This is a genomic window from Photobacterium malacitanum (genome assembly GCF_900185615.1).
GTDB lineage: Bacteria > Pseudomonadota > Gammaproteobacteria > Enterobacterales > Vibrionaceae > Photobacterium > Photobacterium malacitanum.
The window spans coordinates 909,594-933,437 of sequence record NZ_FYAK01000002.1 but is presented as its reverse complement, the minus strand read 5'-3'; the positions used below and the strand labels follow the sequence as shown (position 1 = coordinate 933,437).

Annotated in this window: 19 protein-coding genes; 9 read left to right on the top strand and 10 right to left on the bottom strand. The window is 36.7% G+C overall.

The genetic code is table 11. From position 1 onward, the window contains the following. Positions 1–452: 452 nt before the first annotated feature. Positions 453–2,396 (bottom strand): bifunctional diguanylate cyclase/phosphodiesterase, encoded by a 1,944-nt coding sequence (locus PMAL9190_RS09395; RefSeq protein ID WP_087844912.1) that lies wholly within the window; start codon positions 2,394–2,396, stop codon positions 453–455. 265 nt (positions 2,397–2,661) lie between these two features. Between PMAL9190_RS09395 and pdxH the strand changes: the two genes are divergently transcribed. Then, positions 2,662–3,300: a pyridoxamine 5'-phosphate oxidase gene (gene pdxH / locus PMAL9190_RS09390; protein WP_087844911.1), complete on the top strand. Its 639-nt coding sequence runs from the start codon at positions 2,662–2,664 to the stop codon at positions 3,298–3,300. Between the two features lie 39 nt (positions 3,301–3,339). On the opposite strand, the gene PMAL9190_RS09385 is transcribed toward pdxH, so the two are convergent. Next, positions 3,340–4,044, bottom strand: coding sequence for a helix-turn-helix transcriptional regulator (locus tag PMAL9190_RS09385; protein ID WP_087844910.1), 705 nt, complete (start codon positions 4,042–4,044; stop codon positions 3,340–3,342). Positions 4,045–4,413: 369 nt separating this feature from the next. Continuing rightward, the gene (locus tag PMAL9190_RS09380; RefSeq protein ID WP_087844909.1) at positions 4,414–4,863 is read right to left on the bottom strand and encodes a YhbP family protein; all 450 of its coding nucleotides are present in this window, start codon (positions 4,861–4,863) and stop codon (positions 4,414–4,416) included. Positions 4,864–5,420: 557 nt separating this feature from the next. Between PMAL9190_RS09380 and PMAL9190_RS09375 the strand changes: the two genes are divergently transcribed. Continuing rightward, entirely contained in the window at positions 5,421–5,765 is a 345-nt protein-coding gene (locus PMAL9190_RS09375) for a DUF11 domain-containing protein (RefSeq protein ID WP_144384346.1), read from the top strand. A gap of 95 nt (positions 5,766–5,860) precedes the next feature. Here the strand turns inward: PMAL9190_RS09375 and PMAL9190_RS09370 are convergent, their stop codons facing one another. Together PMAL9190_RS09370 and PMAL9190_RS09365 are read right to left on the bottom strand one after the other, a co-directional pair. After that, positions 5,861–6,121, bottom strand: coding sequence for a putative hemolysin (locus tag PMAL9190_RS09370; protein WP_087844907.1), 261 nt, complete (start codon positions 6,119–6,121; stop codon positions 5,861–5,863). A 230-nt stretch (positions 6,122–6,351) separates the two neighbouring features. Beyond that, the gene (locus PMAL9190_RS09365) at positions 6,352–6,822 is read right to left on the bottom strand and encodes a hypothetical protein (protein WP_087844906.1); all 471 of its coding nucleotides are present in this window, start codon (positions 6,820–6,822) and stop codon (positions 6,352–6,354) included. 68 nt (positions 6,823–6,890) lie between these two features. Between PMAL9190_RS09365 and PMAL9190_RS09360 the strand changes: the two genes are divergently transcribed. From PMAL9190_RS09360 to PMAL9190_RS09345, 4 genes are all read left to right on the top strand, one after another. Next, a complete protein-coding gene (locus tag PMAL9190_RS09360) occupies positions 6,891–7,568 on the top strand; it encodes a CatB-related O-acetyltransferase (protein ID WP_087844905.1) in 678 nt (225 codons plus the stop codon). Positions 7,569–8,057: 489 nt separating this feature from the next. After that, the gene (locus tag PMAL9190_RS09355) at positions 8,058–9,257 is read left to right on the top strand and encodes an acetate/propionate family kinase (RefSeq protein ID WP_087844904.1); all 1,200 of its coding nucleotides are present in this window, start codon (positions 8,058–8,060) and stop codon (positions 9,255–9,257) included. Positions 9,258–9,408: 151 nt separating this feature from the next. Continuing rightward, entirely contained in the window at positions 9,409–10,032 is a 624-nt protein-coding gene (locus PMAL9190_RS09350) for a C69 family dipeptidase (RefSeq protein WP_268808118.1), read from the top strand. Between the two features lie 175 nt (positions 10,033–10,207). Beyond that, a complete protein-coding gene (locus tag PMAL9190_RS09345; RefSeq protein ID WP_087844902.1) occupies positions 10,208–10,396 on the top strand; it encodes a hypothetical protein in 189 nt (62 codons plus the stop codon). Between the two features lie 102 nt (positions 10,397–10,498). Here the strand turns inward: PMAL9190_RS09345 and PMAL9190_RS09340 are convergent, their stop codons facing one another. Both PMAL9190_RS09340 and feoB read right to left on the bottom strand, forming a co-directional pair. Continuing rightward, positions 10,499–10,750: a FeoC-like transcriptional regulator gene (locus PMAL9190_RS09340; protein WP_087844901.1), complete on the bottom strand. Its 252-nt coding sequence runs from the start codon at positions 10,748–10,750 to the stop codon at positions 10,499–10,501. After that, positions 10,751–13,081, bottom strand: a complete 2,331-nt coding sequence (feoB, locus tag PMAL9190_RS09335; RefSeq protein ID WP_087844900.1) for a Fe(2+) transporter permease subunit FeoB — start codon at positions 13,079–13,081, stop codon at positions 10,751–10,753. Positions 13,082–13,661: 580 nt separating this feature from the next. Here feoB and PMAL9190_RS09330 point away from each other — a divergent pair. Further along, positions 13,662–13,865, top strand: coding sequence for a hypothetical protein (locus PMAL9190_RS09330; RefSeq protein ID WP_065167207.1), 204 nt, complete (start codon positions 13,662–13,664; stop codon positions 13,863–13,865). Positions 13,866–13,990: 125 nt separating this feature from the next. Here PMAL9190_RS09330 and PMAL9190_RS09325 read toward each other — a convergent pair whose 3' ends face one another. From PMAL9190_RS09325 to uhpT, 3 genes are all read right to left on the bottom strand, one after another. After that, on the bottom strand, positions 13,991–15,325 hold the full coding sequence (locus PMAL9190_RS09325) for a DUF1501 domain-containing protein (RefSeq protein WP_087844899.1): 1,335 nt from the start codon (positions 15,323–15,325) through the stop codon (positions 13,991–13,993). A 6-nt stretch (positions 15,326–15,331) separates the two neighbouring features. Beyond that, entirely contained in the window at positions 15,332–16,882 is a 1,551-nt protein-coding gene (locus PMAL9190_RS09320) for a DUF1800 domain-containing protein (protein WP_087844898.1), read from the bottom strand. A 358-nt stretch (positions 16,883–17,240) separates the two neighbouring features. Further along, on the bottom strand, positions 17,241–18,629 hold the full coding sequence (gene uhpT, locus PMAL9190_RS09315; protein ID WP_087844897.1) for a hexose-6-phosphate:phosphate antiporter UhpT: 1,389 nt from the start codon (positions 18,627–18,629) through the stop codon (positions 17,241–17,243). A 1,088-nt stretch (positions 18,630–19,717) separates the two neighbouring features. Here uhpT and PMAL9190_RS09310 point away from each other — a divergent pair. Both PMAL9190_RS09310 and putA read left to right on the top strand, forming a co-directional pair. Next, on the top strand, positions 19,718–20,488 hold the full coding sequence (locus PMAL9190_RS09310; protein ID WP_235004330.1) for an AraC family transcriptional regulator: 771 nt from the start codon (positions 19,718–19,720) through the stop codon (positions 20,486–20,488). Positions 20,489–20,700: 212 nt separating this feature from the next. Next, on the top strand, positions 20,701–23,841 hold the full coding sequence (gene putA, locus PMAL9190_RS09305) for a bifunctional proline dehydrogenase/L-glutamate gamma-semialdehyde dehydrogenase PutA (protein ID WP_087844895.1): 3,141 nt from the start codon (positions 20,701–20,703) through the stop codon (positions 23,839–23,841). The last annotated feature ends 3 nt before the right edge of the window (positions 23,842–23,844 follow it).

The following is a 23,844-nucleotide window of genomic DNA, read 5'->3' as shown; positions in this document are numbered from 1 at the left end:
ACAGCTAAACACTACAGCTAAACTCCACAGCTAAACACTACAGCTAAACTCCACAGCTAAACACTACAGCTAAACTCCACAGCTAAACACTACAGCTAAACTCCACAGCTAAACACTACAGCTAAACTCCACAGCTAAACACTACAGCTAAACTCCACAGCTAAACACTACAGCTAAACTCCACAGCTAAACACTACAGCTAAACTCCACAGCTAAACACTACAGCTAAACTCCACAGCTAAACACTACAGCTAAACATTGAGTATAACGGTACTAAAAAGAGGGAAACTTCATATGCACTTGGTTTAATATTGTTTAATTTACACTGTAAATTGAATCAATGTTGGGAATATTTGTTTTTTATATTTACAGTGTAAATCAGATTCAAAAAAAAACTCTATTTACACTGTAAATAGAGTTTTAGAATCGTTGTGATTTACAATGTAAATGGATTAAGCAGGTTGGGGATGTTTTTCTGTTATGAATCCTTGGTAGCCACCGACGAAAAGTTCAGACAGCCTTTCTAATTGAGTTGCTGTTTCGACCCGTGTTGCAATAACTTTTATATTAAGGCTATGGGCTGTTCTGCAGATTGATGATAGTACTGTCGATTTGGTTTGGTCATTGAGTTGATGAGTATAGACATAATCAATTTTTACATAATTAGGTTGGAGTTCTTTTAAATAAGTTAAAGATTGAAAGTTACGACCATAATTATCAATACCGAAGCCAAATTCATATTTTCGAATGATTGAGCATAAAATACCAGTTGCATCTGTGTGTCTAATACAGCTAATTTCTTGGATTTCAAAAAAGAGGCGAGAGCTTAAAAGTGTGTTTTTTTGAAGAAGGTTATCTAACCAACGGATAAAGCTTGGATCATTGATACAGCTATTAGTGATATTAATAGCAAAAGGGCCACTTGTTCTATCTGCATTTAATTTGTTAATAATCGCGACAATGACATGACGATCAAACCAACTCCCTATTTTAAGATCTTCTATTGCCCCTAAAAACATTCCAGCAGAATAGTAGTTGTTATTTTTCTTAATTGCGGTGAACACTTCATAATGATAGTTAGCACCATTTGAAAGTGTTGCTGGCTGAAATTTATAGACAAATAAATCTTCACTTATTGCTTCCTCAAGTAAAGATTTCCATTGCTGTTTTCCTAGTGTTGTTTGGTTATTTATATCTTTGATGATTGCAACTGCATCATGAGGCATTATCTTCGCTTGAGTTAATGCATTATCTAACTGAGTTAATATTTGACTTGGCGTACTTTTGTTTTCATTAAAAACTAATCCAATAGCAACATTGCTATTAAGTGTTGCTATATCAGTGTTTAAATCATTAAAAACATTGACTAATGATTTACTACAAAGTTGCAGTTTTTCGACTGAAATATTTGGAATGAGTATTGCAAACTCATCTTTTGAAAGACGAGCAAGTGTTACATCATTAAATATAAGTACTTCATTTAGCCGTGTTGCAATTGTTTTTACTAATTCATCACCTTCTTTAAATCCTTTATTTTGGTAACACTCATTAATTAAATCCGTCTGAATTAATCCTAAGCCACCTTTATGTGATTCGTTTAGCCATGAGCTAAGTTGATGAATAAAGAAACTGCGATTACCTAACCCTGATATGGTATCAAGGTAGGCTTGCTGTCTTAATTTCATTGCTTCATCAGCTTGGTTTTTAAAATTGGCATCTAGTTGAGCACAAATTTTATTAAATGCTTTCACAATAATTGCCAAATCTGATTCGTTAGGTATCGATAGCGGTGCCTGGTTTAAATTATCTATAGTGCGAGCACGTGCTGTGAGCCGAGCCAATGATGAAAAGTTTTTACGGCAAATTAAATAAACTAATAAACTCGATAGAATCGCAATCAGGAGATTGGTTAATATTGTTCGAGTACTGATCTGCCATAATTGTTGGTAAGTAACAACGGGTTGAACTGTTATTGTTAATAAACCTAATGATTTATTATTGTGTTCGATGAGGCGTTGTTCTGTATGAGAGGGGATTTTAAATATTTTCTGAAACCAAGTTGGAGTATGGGTCATTGGTATTACATTATCTTGACGGATAAGCTGATTGTAATCTGCTGCTGTAATATTTATTTGGCTATAAGTTGCGTTGGAAAATAAATGATTCGTAATTGTGAATAATTCTTGCTCTTGAGTATTAGACAGCATAGGAACGTTTAGCTTTGTAAGAGCTTGAGGTAGTATAGCTAAAGCACGATTAATATCTGTTTGTGATATTGCGATATGTTGGTGTTTTAATGTTGAATAACTTGAATAAATTTGTTGAACAGATGCAGCGCTAACAATAGCGCAAACTAACACAGTTATACTGATAACTTGGCGTTTGAAAAGTGTCATAATTTAAGCACCAAAAAAAATTAAGGGCAGCATTCAAGGAATAGCTTTTGATAAAGAGATGCTGAAAATGAAGATGTCTGATTGTTATAATTTATCAAACCTAGACTATATGCAGTTGATTGTTTCTCAATAAAAGTTGTGTTTCGATAAATGCGTCTATTTCTTTATGCAACAATTAACCGTTTGCATAAAAGAAGTGTTTTTTATTCAGTTATTCATCAAGAATCGAGATTAATTTTAAATATTTGCGAGTAGGAGATAGAAGATGGACTTGACTGATATTCGCCGAGAATATACCAAAGGCGGTCTACGTCGTGACGATTTACCTAAAGAGCCTTTAGTGTTATTTAATAAATGGCTACAACAAGCTGTTGAAGCTAATTTACCTGATCCAACAGCGATGACGATTGCTACTGTCAATGCTGATGGCCAACCATTTCAGAGAATTGTTTTATTAAAAGACGTAGATGAAGATGGTTTTATTTTTTATACTAATTTAGGCAGCCGTAAAGCTGAACAATTGAATATAAATAATAAAATTAGTTTACATTTTCCATGGCATATACTTGAACGTCAGGTTCATGTAACTGGGCATGTTGAGCAATTATCAACACTTGAAGTTATGAAATATTTTTCAAGTCGTCCAAAAGAAAGTCAGATAGCTGCTTGGGCAAGTAAACAAAGCTCGCGCTTGTCTGCCCGTCAGGCACTTGAAGGAAAGTTCTTTGAGTTAAAACAAAAGTTTTCTGCTGGTGAAGTACCTCTTCCTAGCTTTTGGGGGGGCTACCGAGTGAAATTTGATTCGATTGAATTTTGGCAAGGTGGTAAGCATCGTTTACATGATCGTTTTATTTATTTACGAAATGATGATAATCAGTGGAAAATTGAGCGTTTAGCACCATAAATATTAATTAGCAGAGTAGTGATACTCTGCTAATTTCAATTAGAATTCCTTTAATACAATTGATTGTTGAGTTTTCAACATACTTTCAGGAATATGAGAACCAAACCCCGCATCAAGTGCTAATTCAATCAATTCACCTTTAGAGTTAGCATCAAATTTTTCTCTTAATCGAACCACGTAATTTTCAACAGTTTTGACTGCTAACTGTAATGTTTTTGATATGTATTGTGGTTTTTTGCCATAGAGTAGCAGAAATAAGACTTCTGACTCTCTAGTATTGAGAGAAATTGTTGGTGATTGATTATTTTTGTCTTTATCTTGTTGTTTTGCGCTGTCACTACGACAAATCCAATGTCCAATTTCAAGCAAAGAAGTGTTTTTTAGCTCGATACCTGAAAAGAGAGTACCAATAATTTTATTATTAGCATTTCTTAGCGCTATTTTGGTAAATAAATGTGCCCTCCAGTTACCATCAGCGTACGGATGGATATCAAGTATGCGTAATTGCTTTTCTGATTCTATTACTTGTAAATCTTGCTGCTGAAATATTTTTGCATATTTTTTGCTTAAATAAGGCATATCAAAATCAGTTAATCCAATACACTCTTGAGGACTTTTTAAACCAATGATTTTTGAATATTCCTCATTTACATAAACAAAAGCAGAGTTTAAATCTTTACAACCCCAACAGCCAGGTAATTGATTTAATATATCGAATGAGGGATAACTACCATTATTTTTCATTTTTTGTGAGCTTTATATCTTTTATTAATTATTATTTTTGCTAATTCTAAAGAGTTTATTAGTACGGGTAAATGTATATAACATGTAATGCTCATTTTATAAGCTAAAAATAATTGAATAAAAAAAAGCCGACCTTATAGATCGGCAAAAACAAGATGTTGACTCCTAAGAGTATAATCCTGTACGACGTGTAGAAGAGGTAATCGTTAAGTATTGTTATTGAAATAGATATATTACAACAACCCTTAGCGATAATTATTAATATTATACCTTCTTAGGCAGCATATTAATGCTGCAACTATATCTAAGCAACAGATAACAAAATAGGGGGGAAATCACCCATTGACATTGTGCTTTTTGTATTGTTAATCAGTGATTGGTGTATTCTTTTTCATACTTGCGATGCCATAACAGTTTTTTACCAAAACCGAGGCTATTGTCTGTCATTTTTATCGTGAGCAGTTCTATTTCCCAAATCGGGGCTGAAATAAATTTAGCACTAGGAAATTTATTATAATAATGAGTATTTGCTATTTCTGCTTCTTTATTTGTTAGTTTTTTTATTTTACCTTTAAATTGAACACCTTTTATATCAATTATATTTGTAGTTTGAGGAGCGATGGTGCCTACGATATTCTTATTAAGCATCATTAGTTGGCTGTGATGACTACTTTCACTCGTCATAATTAATAAAGACATTTTTTTTGGGTTAAAAGAATAATAACAGCTCGCACACCATAAATCGGTATCGAAATTAGCGCATAACGTTAATAAATGATTTTGTCTTATAAAGTCACTTATGTGATTTATCTCATTCATGGGGTACCTCTAGCTAATAACTCAAAGATGGTATAAGCATAAAGCAACATTTTAGAATTTAAAGTGATTATAAAAAATGAATAGTTATGAGATGCTGTAATGTCTTTAATTAGTCATCGAAATATTGTTAATAGCATCGATAAAATACTGGAACGATGATCAAGGCAATGTTCTGTTTTTTTATTTATGGTTGTGACTCATTAAATTAAGTTATTGTTTATTTTAGTTATTTATTATTTAAATTGGATGGAAAGGTGATTGATTTTACTTTTATAGCCATTTTTTATTAATTAATGCATGGTTTAGTTTCTCTGCAGCGATTGATATGACATTAACCGTAAATAATCTCAACTTGATCATCGTTCCGAGGTTTATGATAACTCTATATTTCTTAAAAATAAGACAATGAATAATAAATGAAACAATAAAATCATAAGTAATAAAATTATTACTAATTAAACTGTAGATATATAGGCTAGGTTATGTTGGTTATTATTCGTGGTTTTTTGTTTTATATTTGTATAATATCAGTAAGTTACAATTCGTTTGGCTCTGGGGTGATACTCACTAAAACTGTTACTAATATCACACAAGGTAGTGAGGCTTTAACAGCCTTAGAGGGCCAGCCGGGTGATGTAATTGAATATAATATTGATGTATTTAATGGTACCGATGATGCGATTTCAAATATTCAATTAGTTAGTACTGTTCCTCCGTTCACGGCTTTAGCTGCTGTTATTCTTTGTAATAATAGCGACTTACCTTCAACGATCAGTTGTGATGTTACCACACCTGATGGTGTGAATCGGGTCGGATATCAAGGTGTGATTAGATGGCAATTAATCGGTAAGCTAGGTGCTGGTCATCGCGCCAATGTTCGTTACCAAGTTACTATTAAATAATGATTTTATATGAAATTACAATGCAAAAAAAGAGCATACAAAGAAGGGGGAGATCTTCGTATACTCGTTATATATTTAAGTTGATATTATTTATATTAGTAAACTATTGGTGCGTTATTTTCTGGACTACAGTTACCACGTTTAAATGCCCAAGCATCACACTGACTACCATTGTTAAATTGGCATACGCCTGCTTGGCTACCATCTTTATTGGTAATAATCTTATGGGTACCGCCATGCTGTACACAGTAATCAGCGGCAGGATTTGACATATTAGCTGTACCTGGTGCTGGTAATGTTTTACATCCAGTCATGATTGCAACTGTACCTAGGGCGATCAGTAAGATTTTTTTCATTTATCTTCCTTTTGCGATTATCGTCAGTGAGATGCTAAACACATCTTTTAGTATGAGTGCTATTTTCTAAAAAACAGGACTCGCTAATAACTGTCGATATTATGAGCATTTATTTGTCTGTAAATGTCAATTAAATGCAAAAAAATTTTAATTTAAAAATCTATTTAGATGTTTATTTTTGCAACCTTTTGTTTTTAGTTTTGTTTTTAATATAAATTTAGTTGCGAATTTTAATTCTGTACTGTGCTATGTTTATTAACAAAATGCTGCAATATTTGAAAACTTTCCGTTGAACCTGACTGTTCTGCCAATAGAAAATCATAAATTGTATTTTCATGATCTGCGACGAGTGTATATAAATCTTGATGTTGTTGTGCATTATCAGCTTGCTGCTGATAGCGTTGTTGATAAGGAGCAACCCATGTAACCATAGTATCAATCAATATAGGCCATGGTAGGTGCAACCATTTATTTGCATCGGCTATGCCTTTTTGCGCCATTTCTGCATCATAATCAGGACATTCCATACCTAATGGTTGTAAGGCTAGTTTTAGTTTTTTGGCTGTTATTAATTCAATATCTAATAAAGCTTGCCATTTGTTGTTATGGCTACGGTCACTATACTGTTCAACAAAGGTTGTAAAAAAGCTAATGCCATAGAGTTCGCCTAGATAGGCGTTATATAAATTATCGAGTGTCATTGAGAGATCCAAAGTCATTATTATAATAGGCTGATTTGTTGTGAATATTAGTATAAAGGAGAATTGTTATGGGGTTGAGTATTTTTCCGTCTTGGATTGGTGGCTATGAAATTAAGCAGCATATTACTAATCCTAATATAGAGGTAGGAGATTACAGCTATTATTCTGGTTATTACCACCAACATCACTTTGAAGATCAATGTGTGCATTACTTGTTGGGGGATAAATCGACTAATGAGGTGTGGCAATCTGGTATTTTCGGTGAGGTTGATAAACTGATTATTGGGCGGTTTTGTTCTATCGCGAGTGGTGTTGTGATTATGATGGCAGGTAATCAAGGTCATCGACATGATTGGATTTCATCTTTTCCTTTTGATTTTTCAGAATTTGGTGATGGTGTTAAAAGTGGTTTTGAACGTGCGGGAGATACTGTTATTGGTAATGATGTTTGGCTTGGTGCTGAATGCGTGATTATGCCTGGGGTTACCATTGGTGATGGTGCCGTTATTGGGACACGAGCGGTGATCACTAAAGATGTTGAACCTTATTCGATTGTGGTTGGTAATCCTGGCCGATGCGTAAAGAAACGTTTTGCTGCACACCATATTGAGCAATTATTGGAAATGAAATGGTGGAATTGGTCGACATCACAACTAAAAGCGGCCATGGCAATTATGTGTAGTGCAGATATTGATAGTCTGTATGACTACTATCAAGCAATGGATAGTTCACTTACAGATGAATAATTCAGTTATAAGTTGAATTAAAGAGAATTTGTTTGTGATCGGTAATGTTTTCTTACCATTTAGTATTCGCTGTAAGAATGCATAACTGATAAGATTATTTTTAGTGTGCCTATTTTATTTTTTAATTGAAATTCAATCATCAAAAACGTTGTATTTTTAATCGTTTTGATGGGTAAATCATACGATATTGTTTACGAAAGCTTAAAATCTAGAAAAATTTCATACCTCAGACTCAACTTAATTTGATCAAATGGTGCGGATTTATGCGAATTAAATCGATTTTTAGTCTTAAAATTGATCTAAACCAGTAAATTTTAAATTTTTAAGTGGTTTTTGAAACAAAAGTTGAGACTTTAAAAAAAAATTGAGTAATATGATTGGCACGTACTTACTGAGTTGAATGAATATCACGCATTGAACTGAGTAAATCCGAAACTGGATGTTGTTATAAATCCGAAATTCGCCCTTAAAAATTCTGATGAGATAACCATGAGCAATTCTTTAGTTCTCGTAATCAATTCTGGTAGTTCTTCACTTAAATTTGCATTGATTGATACTGTAACCGGTGAAGCTACGTTAAGTGGTCTTGGTGAGTGTTTTAATCTCCCTGAAGCTGTCGTTAGCTGGAAAGTTAACGGTGAAAAACAAGAATTTAAACTAACAGGCCTTGAAGGTCATCATCAACAAGCGATTGATCGTATCGTTACATTAGTTGATGAGCTTGGTATGAAAGACAGTATCGTGACCATTGGTCACCGTGTTGTACATGGCGGTACTAAGTTTAATTCAACTGTGCGCGTTACTGAGCAAGTTATGGCTGATATTGAAGCGTTGAGTGATTTAGCTCCGCTACATAATCCTGCTCACGTGTTAGGTATGCGTGCTGCTGCCAAAGCATTCCCAACCTTGCAGCAATTTGCTGTGTTTGATACTGCTTTCCATCAAACAATGCCAGAAAAAGCATATACTTATGCTATTTCTAAAGAAGTCAGCGAGCAATATAATATTCGTCGTTACGGCGCACACGGCACTAGCCACTATTATGTTACCCGTGAAGCAGCAAAAAGAATTAATAAACCTGTTGAAGCATCAAGCTTTATTTCAGTTCACCTTGGTAATGGCGCATCAGTTTGTGTGGTTAAAAATGGTGAGAGTATTGATACTTCAATGGGTTTCACCCCACTTGCTGGCCTAATGATGGGCACTCGCTGTGGTGATATTGATCCAAGTATTCTTGAATATTTATTAAAGAAAGGTTGGACGCCTGAACGTTTACATAAAGAACTTGTTAGTAACTCAGGTTTCTTAGGTATTTCAGGTTTAACCAGTGATTGTCGTGGCATCATTGAAGCGATGGAAGCTGGTAATCATGATGCTAAACTTGCTTTTGAAGTATTTAGTTACCGCGCTGCTAAATATATTGCTTCTTATATGGTCGCATTAGATGAATTAGACGGTATCATCTTTACTGGTGGTATTGGGGAAAATTCTTTACCAGTACGTAGTGAAATTATGCGTTTACTGAAAATCTTTGGTTACCGTGAAGATGTTGCAGGTAATGAAGCTGCTCGTTTTGGTGCTGAAGGTGTTATCAGCCAAGCAGGCACTCCACTAGCGATGGTTATTCCAACCAATGAAGAATTTGTTATCGCTCAACAATCAATGGCTCTGCTAAACGCTGAGGCGTAGTCGTCATTGTTACCTTAGCTAGAATGCTTAGGTAAATTGTGAGTTAAAATATCATCGAATAATTAACGGCTTTGGACATATGTTCAAAGCCGTTTTTTTATTTTAAATTTAATGGTGCTATGTCCATTTTTGCGATACTTGATCAATATAGATTGAGGGGACGGTTTACTTAACCCCTAAACATAAACTCAGTATCCATGATGTGATGCAAGGCTTACGCAATCACTATCAAGCTACAACTCATGATCCTTATGCTCACAGTAATCCTAATGAGCCTTATCGTCCTATTGCTGTTTTTCGTACTGAACATTCGCATGTATTGCAGGTACGGCCACAGCTGCCTATTGCTATTGGTGAAGTACAATATATCGCTTATGGCATGACAGCTTTGAGTGTATATCTACCATTTTATCAAGGAATGACTTCTGTCCCTGAAGCATTAATGCTTGGTGATAATAAGGCTGATAACCACTCGGCATATTGGAAATTTCGCAAATTACAAACCTTAGCAATGATGGACTGGAATCAGTTCTCGCCAATAGTGCAGCAGGCTTATCATGATTTTGAACAACAAACAGCCCATAAACAGACGTTGATGGAAGCACAATATATGACATTACATGTGGCTCAGCCTGAACAAGCTGTGGCACTAATTAATGCTTTTGCACATGAAACGTTAGCGCTAGTGTTAGCGTTGACAGAAGATTTAACCAATGAATTGTTTACTCGGTTAACGATGGATACCGATAAGCGATACAATTTTTCTGGCGCTTAAATGAGGCAAAATCAAAAATAACAATAAAGTTACATTTGATTAACCAAAAAGTGTGTTTCTGGTATCTTATTTGTTAATTTAATGTTGATCTGTGTATCGTTTTTGATAGCTAGCATTATAAGAAATAAAAAAACTAAGACATGATGAAGACTATACAAATTTGCAAGGATTGCTTATGTATACTCAAGTTACTGTTTTAAATACGGGATATGGTCACCATCAATCAGTCAATAAAACGGATGAATTGGATATGATGATGAACATCTCAAATGAAGAATTATCACTATTTTTGTTAGAGCATTATGATGATGGCAACTTTGCTCAAGCTCATAAGCATTATAAAAAACAACAAAGTAGTATTTAATCACTAACTAAAACAGCTCATGTCTATAAACAAGCCCACTATTTATTAGAAATAGTGGGCTTTTTATATCCATCATAATAACGTTAAGTCTTTATATTAACGTTAGAGATTAGCAATGTTTATCCGTTCATCACGCCAGCGGAAAATAATATCTTGTGAGTTAGTCTGACAGCCATGACATGCTTTATTACAGTTTATTGTGGCTTCACAACGCTCAATGTTGCCTCTTTTTATTAGATCATCGAGTAAGACTAATAACCATGGCGGCTCACTGTTTAATGTGCGGCTCAGCTGAGCTAAAGAAATCACTCTCGCTGTGCGTACTGCATTGCGAACGTTGATTAAGCTGACCATTTAGTGACAGCCTCCATTTTTATGTTGAGCTGGTATTGTTGGCATCGATAGTTGCCAATCTACTCGATGACTCAAATAACGAATTCCAATAATAAAGCTAATCAGTAGAGCGCACGCAAATATTAACCAACCAATGGTGGCAACTGGATGTAGTGCAAATGTAGCGACTTGATAAAAACTAATCGCTAATGCATAGGCAACAGCAATCCCCCAAAATGTTGAGAACCATGCCCAGTTACGGCCTATTTCTTTTGCAATAACACCGATAGTTGATACACACGGTACATACAATAAAACAAAGATTAAATAAGCATAGGCACCTACCATCGAGCCAAATTGATTATGCATTTGTCCCATTGCAGTGGTGTTCATTGTACCGTCAGCTTCACTGGCTTTAATTGGATTTTTAAAGGTTGTTAATGAGAAACTATTTTCAACGCCATTAACGGTATCTTGCCATGCCGTTTTTAATTCACTCAGTAGGTTGAATGACTGTGAGTCATCAGCAACGCTCTGATTTGCTAATTCAGCACTATAGAGAGTATTGAGTGTACCAACAACAACTTCTTTTGCTAAAAATCCGGTAAGCAAACCTACACTTGCGGGCCAATTTTGTTGGTTGACACCTAATGGTGATAATACCGGTGTTACCCAACGACCAATATCTGATAATGCTGAATCTTGTTGTTGGCCTGGCTCAATAACTCGTCCTGAGAATGTAACGCTGTTAAGTGCCATAACAATCATACAAATGGGAATAATGAGTCGACACGCTTTAACTAAAAAGCCTCGCAGGCGGCTCCAGCTGTGGATCAGTGTTGTTTTAAGACTTGGCACATGATAAGTCGGTAGTTCCATGATAAAAGGCGATGCTTCACCAGTTAATAATGTTTTCTTTAATACAAAACCGGTCAATACAGCGACTAAAATACCAAGTAAATAGAGTGAGAACACAATTAAGCTGCCCATACCCTGAAAAAAAGCAGCTGAAAAAACGCCGAAAATTGCTAGTCGCGCACCACAAGACATAAAGGGCGCCATCATTGAGGTTAGGATGCGATCTCGTGGTGTTTCAAGTGTACGTGAGGCCATAATTGATGGAATATTACAGCCAAACCCAACAATTAAAGGTACAAACGATTTACCGGGTAAGCCTATCGCTTGCATTAAACGGTCGATAACAAACGCTGCGCGGGCCATATAGCCACTGTCCTCTAATACTGAAAGGTATAAGAACATTAGCCCTATTTGTGGAATAAAAGGCATGACGGTGTTTATACCGCCACCAAGCCCTTGAGATAAAATAGCACCTAGCCAGTTTGGCAGACCAAGGTATTGAGATAACCAAGCGGTGCCATGAATAAATACTGCTGCCGAGCCCTCATCAAAAATAGGTTGTAGTCCGCCGCCAATGTTAATCGCAAACCAAAACATTAAATACATAACCAATAAGAAAATCGGTAGTCCGAGATAGCGATTAAGCACAATTGCGTCAATCCATTGAGTTAACTTATGCTGAGTGGCTTGGTGATGAGATGTTGATTGAGCAATGAGTTTGGCAACAGTTTGGTAGCGAGCATCGGCAATGAGTAAATCTGCATGCTCATTAAATATTTGATAAAGTTCTTTTTGATAATGGTTAACACGATCTGGAATATGGGTATTTAGCACATGGTGCTGTGCAGAGATATCGGATTCGAGTAACCTCAAAGCAAGCCATTGTTTGTTGCTGTCTGCAATTACTGTCTCGGGAATATCGGCGCTTAATTGGGTGATAACATTGCGTAATTGTGGCGGAAAATGGGTTTGAAATGAAGAATGATGTGGCGTAATTAGCTGCTTTTCGATCGCCACTTTTAATGATTCTATTCCTTTATTTTTATTTGCGATTAAGCACACAACTGGGCAACCTAATTGTTGCGAAAGCTTTTCTGCATCAATGACAATATTTTTTTGACGGGCAATGTCGAGCATATTAAGCACGACTAAGCAGGGAACATTCATTTCAAGTAATTGCAATGTTAAGTACAAATTACGTTCAATATTGGCAGCATCAACAATGTTGACCACAAGATCTGCTGCACCACTTAAAATATAGTCGCATCCAATTTGTTCATCGACAGATCCTTGTTCGTCAAATGAGCTCATTGAGTAAATGCCCGGTAAATCAACAACAGTTATTGTTTGGTTATGGAACTGATATAGCCCTTCTTTTTTATCAACGGTTACGCCGGCCCAATTACCTGTTCGCTGTTTAGCTCCAGTTAAGGTATTAAATAATGTGGTTTTACCGCTGTTAGGGTTACCCAATAAGGCAATGCTATTTGCCATTATTATTCTCCGAACATCATGTTGTCATTAAAAGAGTACTAATAGATAGATAATGAAAAGTATATTAGTGTGATTAGCAATATATTTTATTTTAAACGGGAATAGATATCAATTACATTTGTATTGAGTTTTATAGTAATAGTTAAATAATGCTTAAACCAGAAGGTCTTTATTTATTATTAAATCTGTTTTTTAGAAGTAATTATTACCACTTACTAATAATGGTTTTTTATATATTAAATATGGTTTTAAGTTGGTAGGTTTTTATTGTTATTACAAACATTAATAATAGAAATTATCATATCAGCGAGAAACTTATTTGACTCAAATAATATTGGTTAATAAATGAGGAGTAGTTACTGTGGTGTTAGCAATTTTATAGACTGTAACCCGTTACTTTAAGTCGATGCGAGAACAAGAAATGTGATTTTTCGAATCAAATGATGCAGTATTGACTCAATTGTTGTTTTTCATGGTTATATTTGTGATGTGATTAATATTTACTAACAGTTATTTGCTTCTTAAAAGTATTGATCTGGTTTATTATTACTGTGTTTATAATCAGTATGTGAAATGTTTTATGTGGTTTGAAAGCAAAAAAACAACAACGGTAATGGATAAAGATAAATTAATTTCTGAAATTCATGATCTTGTTTTAAAACAATATAGTCAACATGATATAAAGCTAATAAAAAACATCACATCAAAAGGTAGTATTGAGCTGCATTTTGCTGTTGCTGGTGAAGATGTACTTCAGATGAGTATTGAATCATCTAATGTTTAATTGTTTTTTATTGAAAAAGTCAGCCATAAATATTATGGCTGATTATATTTCTGATTAATAATATTGTATTTTTCCCATTGCTAGATGTGAAAATAACTAATATAAATGTTCGTTATTAATCGTAATTAAATAAATTCAATGTACGGTGAATCAAAATTATTTAAGTTAGGGAAGATGGACAATATTTGTGCTTCTGATAGACCTAACCAACGACATAATGAGGCGTTAACCTGATCTGCGGCAATGGTTGGTATAATACGACCATTATTATAATTATGCTGGCTATTTGTGGTTAATTGCGGCCATTCACCATAAACATTATTACCTCTAACTGCACCTCCAGTTACAATTTGATGGCCAGCCCAGCCATGGTCAGTACCACTGGCATTCGCTTGTAAGCGACGTCCAAAATCAGACATTGTGATACAGGTTACTTGATCATTAAGACCACTATCGACCATATCAGCATTAAAAGCGCTTAATGCATCACCGACTTGTTGAAGTAGTTGTGGATGGATTTTCTTCTGATTCTTATGAGTATCAAAACCTTCAAGTCCAACAAAAAAGATCTGACGTTGCTGATGCATATCATCGCGTGCTTGAATCAAACGGCTGACCATTTCTAGCTGCTCTGCTAGGTCGGATTTAGGGTAAGTATAATGACTTGGGTGGTCAGCAAGAATTTTTTTAATGGCTTCATTTTCAGAGACATTATGTGACATTGCACTGGCGTAATTACGCATATAAATATTGCTATATTTGCGTTGAGTAAAGTGTGCAAAATAACCATCAAGGCGTTCTTCGTTTTTCCAGCCAGCGTAGATGCCTGAGCCGTCGCGATTTACAACTGTTTGCTGAGCTTTCTGATAACGAAGTAATTTTTGACCTTGGTTTACTGAAATGAGTGGTGATAGGCTGCCGTTAGCACCAAGCATATCCATCATTCTTCCTGCCCAGCCATAGGCATTACCGAGATTTTCAGTACCTAATTGCCATAGGTCTTGTTGCTGATTATGCGCCATTAGAAACTGTGGTAATCTGACCTTAGCATTACTGATGTCATCACGCGTGGTTGGCTGAACCAATTGACCTGAGTTAATAATTGCCGTTGCATCACCTGACTCAAATAACGGTAATAATGACGACATATTGTTATTGAGACTAAGTGGTACGCCATTAGAGGTGGTTAAATTTAAAGGACTTAGTTGGGATTCCGGTAAGCCCATTATTGGTCTAGCGGCTTTATAATCTTGGTAGGCATCACAACCCGGTGTTGGAACGATCATATTGTAGGCATCGTTACCACCAAACAGAAATACACACACTAAGGCTTTATTAGCGTTGTCTGAGGATTGCATATCGTCAGTTGGTGTAAATGATGAGGCAAAAGTAGATGCAGATAGTGTTGTCGCACTAACAACAGCACTGGTTTTTAAAAAATGTCGACGTGATAATTTCATGTTTAATTATCCTTCACAGAAAAATTCAGGTGCAGTTGTTGCGATATAAATTGCGTTAATAAAGCGAAGATTAAGCTGACTTGGTGATGTATGGCGTGATAAGGCTTTGTACATATAATCTTGTAAACTTTGTGACATCAAACCACCAAAGAAACGTTCATTAATGAGCGCGACATATTCAGTTGATCCCATTGTATGGTGATTGAAATCACTACGATCCCAACGCCAATCGTTATCATCCGCTTCTTTATATTTTAAAATGTTGTACCACATTCTATTGTGGGTTCTACGCATGATATCGGTCGTGATAATGGTAAATTCAGGCGCTGCAAGGCCTAAATTAGCAATTTCACCTTGAGGTGCATCGTTAGGTTTATAGAAATTAAATACAGTTTCAGCGCAGAGTGCTGCTTGACCATATGTGACTTCAGCCCATTGCGTATCCCACCAATGATCACCTACAGCCTGCATATCTAATGCACGTAATTGATTAGCGACAACAATGACAGGTTCTTTTAATAAACCAAAATGTTGGTGTTCACCATTAATCCCTTGTCCTGCACCGTGACCAATACCGGCAAAAACATCGGGATCAGTCAGCACGGCTTTAATGGTAGCCTGTAAGTCACCACGTACACCATCGCCATTATCTTCAAATACCTTGGCAACACGTTGAATATGATTACGGCTAGGGTTACTGGTTACAAAACGTTTAATAAGATGGATTGCTATAAAAACAGGGGTATTGTTATGGTTAAACAACATGTCAACTACGCCATCAAGATCTTGGTTTGCATCTTGGCCTGCTGGGAAATGGTTCCCCATCACATTTTTTTCATCCATATCATGCTGACTGTTATCTGGTTGCATCGGATTGATCCAATCATGACGCCAATTTTCATACTTGATATTCCAGCCACAGAGTAAACGTGACATATTCTCAACATCATCTTGATCATAAGTTGGTATTTTATTGCCATGTTGATCTAGTACAGGTTCACCATACTTATCAAGTTGCCATAAACCGATGGTGAATAGCTGCATGCATTCGCGTGGATAGTTTTCGTCTGGAAAGGTGTTTGTTTGCGGGTTATGTTTTTTACTGCCGGATAATGTTAGATATTGTCCCATCATGGCACTAATAGTAACTTCTCGAAATAAGGTTCTGAAATTACCAAAGGCATTATCAACTAATAAGTCATAATAATTGGCTAAGCCTTCATTTAATGAGCCCACACCATGTGAAGAAACAACAAACAATTGACTTAATGCATAAGCCATACGTTGACGCAATTGATCTTCACCAGTAATAACACACTGCCACCATATGCCTTGGCGCATATCATCTTGGGCATTATTAAAATTGGAACTTGCAAGAATAGCTCTTAATTTTGGTAGGTGGTGAGTAGGAGGGACAGAAAATTGTTCATCAAACCAAGCATCAAAGCCTATTTTTTGAAGACGATCAATTTGACCTTTTTTAGGGCCAAATGAACCACGGTAAAGAAATTTAGCGCATTGACGGCGGTCATCGCTGTATATTTTGGTGTCAGTCATAATTATTCCAGTCAGCACTTATATTGTGCCAATCTTATTGGTTATATATATGGGTCTTATTGAATGGCGATAATACGCTAAATTATTTCTTTAGGAATGACTGTATTGAAATGCTGACATTTAACTGACTTTTTGTACTATTATGTAGTCAAATATTAATAATAACTACCAGTAGATATTTAAATTGCGTGAACAGGAATTATTATTTTTATATTAATCTTGATGGGGTAGAAGCTATTATAATTGCTAATTAAGTATATTATTAATTAGAATAAAAGCTCTATATTCATGAAGGGGAGATAATAAAAAGCCCTTGTAATAATATTAATCACAAGGGCTTTTTATAAAATCATGGCTATTAATTTGCTAGTGACTGTCGTGCTAACTTTTTAATTTTAATTTCTTCAAAAAGTGCCACTATTGCCATTAATACACAACAAGCAATTGCTGCTGCTTTGATCGCTGCAAATGTACCTGTCCAGCCATCAAGACCAAAGAAAGGATTACCTTCTGCAATGTAACCAAGACCAATTTTTGCAAATGAGTCACCGATTAAGTAAGCAAACGTACCTTTAACACCATCTGCAGCAGCTAGACCTTGCTTAGGAACAAAACCAATCGCAGCAACGCCAATTAGAAGTTGAGGTGCAAAGACTAAGAAACCTAACGCAAATAACGATGCTTTATAGGCAAAAATTGAATCGGCATGCTGGTAGTAACCTAAGGTAAAAACGATACCAATCAATGCAATACAAGATACAGCACCACGGCGACCATTAAATAAGTCTGATAGTAATCCCCATAAACAAGTACCAACTAATGCACCTATTTCAAACATAGTAAAACCTGAGTTTGCTACGTCTTTAGAGAAACCTAGTATTTGGTGTGCATACACTGTTGACCATTGGTCGATACCACTGCGTACGATGTATAGAAAAACGTTAGCAAAACAAAGTATCCAGATAACCTTGTTAAACAAAACATACTTCTTGAAAATTTCCATCTTCGTTAGTTTGTTTTCTTTAACGGCATTATCTTCTTCTGACACTGGCTCTTCAAAAATATCTTCGACAGTACCAAGACCGTAGGCTTCAGGGCTATCGTTACCCATAAAGAAGCCAATAATCGCAATAATAATCGCAATTACAGCAGGGAAGATAAACATACCTTGTACGTCGCCGCCAAAGAAGTAATCAGCACCAAACATTGCGACAGCTGCTGCTAATGCACCACCAGCATTATGAGAGATGTTCCAAAAGCCAACGCCAAGGCCGCGACGGTTACGTGGTGTCCAGTTAGTGATCGTAACTACAGAGTTAGAACCACCGCCTGATTGGAAGAAACCAGAGGCCGCATAAAGGATAGTCATCATAATAAATTGGCCAGAACTTGGTCCCATGACTAAGCCCATACCAAGGATACAAAAACCGGATAATAACAGCCCTAGTGGCAGAATATTTTTGGCATTTTTGCCGCCTGACCAATAGTTTAAAATGGTTTTACCAACACCATAAGTGATTGAAAAACCTAAGCCAATAGTACCAAGTTGGGTCAAACTCATGCCATAGTCAGAAATCATATCATTCTGAGCGATATTAAAGTTTTTACGCACCAAGTACATGGCCATGTAACTAACGAAAACAACTAAATAGGACTTTAAAAAAGGAGAGAACCATAGTTTTCGACGTTCTTTTGGCGACAAGTCAAGCGTTGGCTTGCGGACGCGTTTAAGTATTGATAATTCCATCGGTAGAATCTCGTTAGGGCTGAAATCAGATTTGTATTTTATGAGACAAATCGCGGCAGCCGAGACCATACCGATATAACAGAAAAAGGGATTAAGACTTTTTCCTAGTTTTTTTATGGAATTTAAAATCTCATTGTTAGATCACGTTTTTAGATTTTTTATTGTAAAACAGAGATTTCATTTTTGGTAACTGTTGCTGGAGTGGTGTTATTTTTAGTAGATTGAAAAATAACCTAAAGACTATTTATCATATAATAGTCTTTTTTTAAGTTATTATTTTCTATTAATAAGGAAGTTATTAGGAAATAATAATTTTTTAAGCTTAACATTATGATGTTAATTTTAAAATGATCTATTTTAATAGGCACTATTATGAATATAAATACAAATTATATACTTCAAGTTGGCTATTTAAATTAGGGTGTTGAAAAATAATATAATTAATATTTAAACGATTATTGTTGTTTATTTTTGACATAGATCACAACTTAAAATTTGCCTATTTGTGATTTATCTACCATAGTTTAGTTAACCTGAACTGAGATATATTATCGAGCTTACGGAGGAAACAAGCTGTTTTCCATCGAACTCAGGGATTCAGGTTCCGGTTGTTATTAGTAGACCTATTCAACCCGTTATTAATAACAATCAAGTTGCAACGCGTAACAGTAAGTTAAATACGTAAAAGCTTCTAAGGTAACACTCTTAGTTGTTAACAATTTGGATAGCAATACCGTAACACTCTTGCTTCTTCGTCAAAATATGGGTCCATACATAGTTATCGGACACGCCAAGCTCAACGTAATGAGTGACGAAGCGTAACAAACTTGATGTGCCATGTAAGTACATTCAAGCGCAACATCCTAGCCGCACTAATATAGTGCGGCTTTTTTATTGGTTGAGATAGGGGGATCAATTTTAAAATATCTCTTATTAATTATTATTGTTGAAATTATTAATATATTGATAATTAGCTGTTTTTTTGTTTTATCCACAAAAAAAGTGGGTAACTATTTAGTTGAAATGCTTGAGGTGATTGTTTTTTAGACAATAAAACGTCGTTATAAACTGCTATAGGTAAGGAAGCAATGATGCTGCAAAAGTTACAACCATCGGTCGTTATTAGTCTTGCTCAAACAGTGAGTTACCACCGTCATAGTCACCATCAAATTGTGATTAGTTTATCGGGGCAATCAGAGTTTAATATTGATGGAGTAACGAACTTAATCTACCCAGGACTTGGCTGTTTAGTAATGGCAAATTGTGAGCATACCTTTGTTGGTGTGGGGGATAATGAATTGTTGGTGATTAATTTACCGTTAGGGTTTAGCGACAATAACGAGATCGAACAACGTACTACGCAATTGTTTGCTCATTCTGGGTATTTCAATTTAGATAACCAATCTCAACAATTGATTCAATTATTGGCTTTTGAGATCAAAGCTAATCCTGATGATGAACTGTTACAGCAAGCATGTACTATGACTTTATTATGTGTATTACAGCGTCATTTTAAAATACCTCACAGTGCAAGTTCATCCCAACGTATTGATATTGATGCAATTGATGATTTTATTCAGCGCAATATCAACCATAAAATCTCAGTGTCGCAATTAGCTGCCATTGCTTTTTTATCTGAAAGTCAGTTTTATGCGTTGTTTAAAGCACAAACAGCTTTGACGCCACAACGGTATATATTACAAAAACGTCTCCAACTTGCTAAGCAATTACTACAAGAGAGCCAACTCACTTTAGCTGATATTGCTCAAATTTGTGGCTTTGCCGGGCAAAGTAGTTTTTCACAGGCATTTAGACGCTTATGTGGTATTTCTCCTGCACGTTATCAACGTCAGCTTTAACGAAGTGTTGATGAGATTAGGTATTAAACGTTATAGCTGAGGCTGTATTTGCATCTGATTTTGTTAATCACCAGAGTTTGACTAAAAATATTAAGAGAAAACAGCAAGACGACTATCGCCTCTCAGCATAATATCGGCATAAAACAACAACACTGTAACATTTCCTATGTGGGTAATGGGTTAATGGTGCCGATTCTATTGAGGTATTTGCTATGTTCAATGCCGCTGATGTGCTTCAGCCTTCTTTTATTGATCAACCAATCGATCGGTTATGGTCGCTGATTTCGCCCCATTATGACGTTGATGAATCATGGTGGTTGGCGCAGCTATTGCCGTTAGCTACGCCCTCTGTTCAAGAACGTTATGATATTGAGCAACATGCCGCAGAGTTAATTGTACGTGTACGAGCAGATAAACATGCAGTGCAGATGATAGATGCATTGTTATTGGAATATAGTTTAGATACCAAAGAAGGTATTTTGCTGATGTGCTTGGCTGAAGCATTGATGCGTATTCCTGATGCAGCAACAGCGGATGCCTTGATTCGCGATAAATTAACGGTTGCTGATTGGCAATCCCACCTTAAAAATTCTGATTCGTTATTTGTCAATGCTTCGACCTGGGGGTTAATGCTGACGGGTAAAGTGGTTGGTCTAGGTCGCTCAGATAATGACTCTTTGTCTGATATGATTAATCGGTTAGTGAATAAGATGTCTGAACCGGTGATCCGCCAAGCAATGCATCAAGCGATGAAAATCATGGGTCATCAGTTTGTGTTGGGACGTGATATTGATGAAGCGATGAATAATGGTCAATCAAAACGAGATCAAGGGTTTAGTTATTCGTTTGATATGTTGGGTGAAGCAGCATTAACAGCGACTGACGCCAGTAAATATTACCAAGATTACCTCTCTGCTATCGTTGCCGTTGGTCGTGATAACTATGCTGCTCACAAAGGAGCAAATACGGGATCCCCTGATCCAACCATATCGATAAAACTGTCAGCGTTACATCCTCGTTATGATGTTGCGAGCGAAGCACGAGTCTTAAGTGAAATGCACGACTCCGTGTTGTCGTTATTGGTCTGTGCTCGTGAATATAATGTGGGTATTACTATTGATGCAGAAGAAGCTGATAGGTTAGAGCTGTCATTAAAATTATTCAAACAATTATATCAATCACCGCAGCTACAAGGTTGGGGCCGGTTTGGGATCGTGGTTCAAGCCTATTCAAAACGTGCTTTACCAGTATTAGCTTGGGTGGCTGGATTAGCTAAACAGCAGGGTGATGTGATTCCATTACGGTTGGTTAAAGGTGCCTATTGGGATAGTGAACTTAAACTAAGTCAGCAAGGGGGATACAGCGCTTATCCAGTATTTACTCGCAAAGAAGCGACGGATACATCATATTTAGCCTGTGCACGAATGCTGCTATCGCCTGCCTTAAATGGGGTTATTTATCCACAGTTTGCGACCCATAATGCCCATACTGTGAGTGCGATAGTCGCAATGGCATCGCATAATCATTATGAGTTTCAACGCTTACATGGTATGGGGGATGCACTGTATAACCATGTGATGGCGATTCATCATCCACAAATTCGTATTTATGCGCCGGTAGGTAGCCATAAAGATCTGTTGCCTTATTTGGTGCGACGATTATTAGAAAATGGCGCGAATAGTTCGTTTGTTCATCGTTTGGTTGATGCTGATTGCCCAATTGCTGAACTGATAGAACACCCCGTTGATCGCTTAGAAAAATGTCAAACATTACATAATAATTTGATCCCTTTACCTGCAAATATCTTTGGTGATGATCGCTTAAATTCGACCGCAATCAATATTGATATAGCGGCTCAATGGCAGCCTTTCAGTACTGCTGTCGCCGCTTTTGCTGATCATCAATGGCAAGCAGCGCCATTACCCATGACTACCACCGATGTTAGTGCAGAAATCATCACAGTGACCGCGCCTTATGATCGACGCGAAGTTGTCGGTGAAGTAACGTTTGCAACTGAAGTGCAAGTCGATGAGGCAATATCACGCGCGGAAAAAGCCTTTGATGATTGGTCAGCAAGCGCGGTATCTGTCCGTTGTCATTATTTATCCTTACTCGCTGAACAATTACAACAGCATCAACATGAATTGGTAGCGTTATGCCACCGCGAAGCAGGGAAAACTATTCAGGATTCGATTGATGAAATTCGAGAAGCGGTGGATTTCTGTCGTTATTACGCTCAGCAAGCAACACTGCGGTTTGAATCTTCGCAACAGATCACCAATTACCGTGGTATTGAGCAGCAATTACGCTATCAAGGTCGTGGCGTATTTGTATGTATCAGCCCATGGAATTTTCCATTAGCGATTTTTATTGGTCAAATTAGTGCAGCATTAGCAGCGGGGAATACTGTTGTTGCTAAACCGGCAGAGCAAACATCATTAATTGCTTATCGTGCGATTGAGCTACTGCTAGAAACCGGGATCCCTGCTGGTGTGATTCAGCTTTTGCCTGGGCGTGGCACGAATATAGGCCAGCAATTATTGTCTGATGAGCGTATTGCTGGGGTGGTATTTACCGGTTCAACACCCACCGCACAAGCGATTAATCGTACATTAGCAGCAAGGGAGTGTGCACCGGTGCCCTTTATTGCGGAAACCGGAGGCCAAAATGCCATGATTGTTGATAGTACAGCATTGCCTGAGCAAGTGGTGCGAGATGTGGTGCGATCGGCGTTTGCTTCAGCGGGTCAACGCTGTTCTGCATTGCGGGTTCTTTTTGTTCAAGCAGATATTGCTGATCGCGTCATTGAATTAATTAAAGGGGCAATGGCTGAGATCAAAGTTGGACGTCCTGAACTTCATCGTACCGATGTTGGGCCGGTTATTGATAGGGCCGCACGTAATAAATTACTGACGCATATCGAAACGCTAAAAAACCAAGCCAAATTAATTGCACAAACGCCGCTAGGTGTTGAATGCCAGTTTGGTGATTTTGTGCCACCCACGGCAATTGAAATCAGTGATATTACCTTATTAAAACAAGAACACTTTGGCCCTATTTTGCATGTGATTCGGTTTAAGGCTGATGCGCTATATCAGGTGATTGATCAAATAAACCACACTGGATTTGGATTAACGCTGGCCATCCATAGCCGTAATGAGCGCACTTATCTCGATATAGAGCAACGTACACACGTGGGTAATTGTTATATAAATAGAGATCAAGTTGGCGCTGCTGTCGGCGTGCAACCTTTTGGTGGTCAGGGGCTATCAGGTACGGGACCAAAAGCTGGTGGACCTCATTATTTGTACCGTTTTACTCAAGACTGCATTCTGCCAATAAATAACCCATAAGGA